The 2875-nt window shown below is 52.7% G+C and carries 5 protein-coding genes; 2 read left to right on the plus strand and 3 right to left on the minus strand.

Annotated features, from left to right (window positions below):
- Nucleotides 1-48: 48 nt before the first annotated feature.
- From soxZ to soxX, 3 genes are read right to left on the minus strand one after another with little or no spacing between them, the layout of a single operon-like run.
- Entirely contained in the window at nt 49-360 is a 312-nt protein-coding gene (gene soxZ / locus OES20_19070; protein ID MDH3636794.1) for a thiosulfate oxidation carrier complex protein SoxZ, read from the minus strand.
- 31 nt (nt 361-391) lie between these two features.
- Nucleotides 392-859, minus strand: a complete 468-nt coding sequence (gene soxY / locus OES20_19075) for a thiosulfate oxidation carrier protein SoxY (protein MDH3636795.1) — start codon at nt 857-859, stop codon at nt 392-394.
- Nucleotides 860-894: 35 nt separating this feature from the next.
- Nucleotides 895-1245 carry a sulfur oxidation c-type cytochrome SoxX gene (soxX, locus tag OES20_19080; protein MDH3636796.1) on the minus strand — a complete coding sequence of 117 codons (351 nt, stop codon included), beginning with the start codon at nt 1243-1245 and terminating at the stop codon, nt 895-897.
- A gap of 289 nt (nt 1246-1534) precedes the next feature.
- On the opposite strand from soxX, the gene OES20_19085 reads away from it, so the two are divergent.
- Complete coding sequence (locus OES20_19085; protein ID MDH3636797.1) at nt 1535-2461, plus strand: DUF302 domain-containing protein; 927 nt, start codon at nt 1535-1537, stop codon at nt 2459-2461.
- A 66-nt stretch (nt 2462-2527) separates the two neighbouring features.
- On the plus strand, nt 2528-2875 hold a 348-nt coding region (locus tag OES20_19090), incomplete at its 3' end, for a hypothetical protein (GenBank protein ID MDH3636798.1).

Genomic DNA, 2875 nt, shown 5'->3' on the forward strand with positions numbered 1-2875 from the left:
TATCTTTTTCACGACTGATCCTCCTCGTATTATTTTATAAGCCGTGGCTTACTTGATAGCAGCTTCGGCGGTATCGCCCTTGCCCATGTTGTCGATCCAGGTGATTTTTATCATTTCACCCGCAGCACCACCCTTGAACTTGAACGACAAGTAAGGGTTTTTCGAGATCGCGCCGCCCCAGTTAGCCGTCATGACCACGTTGCCGTTGTGCTCGGCGGTTATTTCGGTGATATGGTGAGCCGGAATCTTCTCGCCGGTTTTTGAATCTTTGCGCAGCCCGGTTTCCATCGGGTGACTCATCAGGGTCTTGACCGTAGTGATGCCATCCTTTGCCTTTGCGCGAATCTTTATAGAAGCCATTTGTTTATCTCCAATGCTTTAATGTCTGAAATTAACCGCCGCAACCGCCGATGGTGACCTTTACTTCCTTGGTGGCCGAGTAAAGCTTGCCATCAGCCTTGATCACCGCGATAACGTCAGCGGTTTTGCCCATCTTGATTCGAGTCGAAACGAACGGTTCGCAGGCGGCAGACAGTTGATAGGTGGAAGTCAGGGGCGACGCGTTTGACGCTGCAATTATCGAGATAGCATCGACGTTGTCCATGCTGGCCGATACGGTGACCGGCACGACGGCGCCGTTTTCGGCGATATCGGGCGCTTTCAATTTGATTGAGTCGGAAGCACTATGCTGATCAGTGCCCATTGCCGCGGACAGGGCGCCATTGACGTCTTTCGCCTCGAAAGCAGCTGCCATATAAGCGCCGATTGCGCGTTGCGGGACCAGGACACCGGTGCCGACGGTTACGGCAGCACCAACGAAGGTGGCCGTTTTAATAAATTTACGACGTAAAAGATTCATCTCTTGTTCCTCGTGCGATGATTAAATTCTCTGGACTAAAGGGTATGGACAAATTCCGTAATCAGATCGACTTCCTTCTCCGTCAGGATCCGGTGCTTGCCGAAAGGCGGCATGATGGAGTTCGGATTCTTGACGGTGGAATCCCAGATCTGCGCACGCAAGTCAGCTTTGTCTGGAAAACGAGCTTTCATCGCGATGAGCGGAGGCCCGATGTTCCCCGGTAGTTGCCCGCCGGCCATCATGTGGCAGGACAGGCAATTGCCTTTCTTGCGGTCGAAGGCTACTTTCTTGCCATCCGCGACCATGTCGGCGCTGGCAATTCCGCCAAACAGGGAAATGCAGCAAAGCAGTAAAACTGCCCCGGTACTACTGGTTAATTGCTTTATCGTCATGCTCTTCCTCCTCGATGTATTGTATATACTGCCCGAAACCGCCAGGGCAGCGTTTTAATTTAAGCTGTTAGATACAGTTGCAGTACGATAGCGGGAAAGTAACGTAATCGAACCGCTAAAGACCATACCCAAATAGGGGTAACTTATAACCAACCCGGTCAGGATCGTCAAGCCAACGGCAGTTTTTGTATGCACTAGTGGGTATTTGATCTGCCCTCCAGGGTTGGTAAGGTTGCTGCCGAAATTAGTCGAATCCGTTAACCATATCAAATGAGGAAACATCATGCCCGTCCGTCTTGTAGCAATAACCACGGTCATTTTGTCGATGTATATGCTGCCCGCCGCAAGTCAGGAGAATAGTCCGACTTCGGAGCCGTCCGTCAGTCCCCAGGCGCCAAGCCCGTTGCAGAATCCATTTTACCTGTTTCCATGGCTGGCGAATACCACCCCGGGCCTGTCGGCCGAAATCAATGCCCAGGGATTATCCAGCGAATGGATGAACATGCAGTGGATGATGATGATGGCCAGCCATTTTATGAACGCGCCGATCGACGAGGCTACCCGTTTCGGCATTCTGGATGCCATGCTGCGTGCGGCCAATACCCAGATGCTCGAGGGTATGTTTGGCGGGCCAAACCAGGCCAGGATGTGGATTCCCTCGCAGAGCAGGCGTGATATTCCGCCCAATACCGTTTCGGACTCGCTCTCGGACGAAGCCAAGCGCAACATGTATCAGGGTTTGATGATGCTGAGCCCATTATCCCTGCGCGACATGATTTCGATCATGGCGGACAAGATGCCGGTGGCCGAAGATGTCAGTTTCGACGATGCGGTCGACTCGATGAAACTGCGCGCCAATGAAATCAACTTCAAGTTTGTCGGTCACAGCCCGCTGTGGAAGGACATTGTCGCGATTACCGGTGACGAAAATACGCCGCGGGTCGAGATCTTCAACTTTTGCGATGCCTTGGTCGCGCGCAAGGTGCTGGATCATGCGCCGGAATTTATAGTCTTTATTCCCTGCCGTATCGCGTTGATCGAGGATGCCGACCGCAAACTCTGGGTTATGACGCTGGACTGGGACGTCAACTGGCTCAACCTGGCGCAGAATCCGAACAGCGTGCTGGACAAGGAGTTGCGTGAAGAGGCGATCAGAATCCGCGAGGGAATACGCTACATCATGGAAGGCGCCGCGAGCGGCGACTTTTAAGCGAATGCAGGCGACCTGGCGAGTGCGCCAGGTCATCCAAAATTAAACGAACTTCAGGAGTTCATTATGAATAACAACCGCATCATCAAATTATTTCTAGCGCTAATGCTGGGTTTGACCAGTAGCCTGGCGAACGCAGCCGAATCGACCCCGGAAGGGGAAGCGAAGGGCCAGGACGCGATATCATATGCGATGCAGAAATCGATGGATCCCAACGTCTGGACCAGGCTCATGAACAGTATGATGAGCGGCGAGTTGCAGGGCCAGCCGATGATTGCCTCCTGTGTCGAATGTCATACCAGTGAAGATATCGCGCGCTATCAAAAAGATTATGGCGGCATGATGCATGCGATGAATCCGATGATGCATGCGGCTAATCCCCAGTTATACGGCGATGCCACCAGCGGGATGATG

The organism is Gammaproteobacteria bacterium, from assembly GCA_029862005.1.
GTDB lineage: Bacteria > Pseudomonadota > Gammaproteobacteria.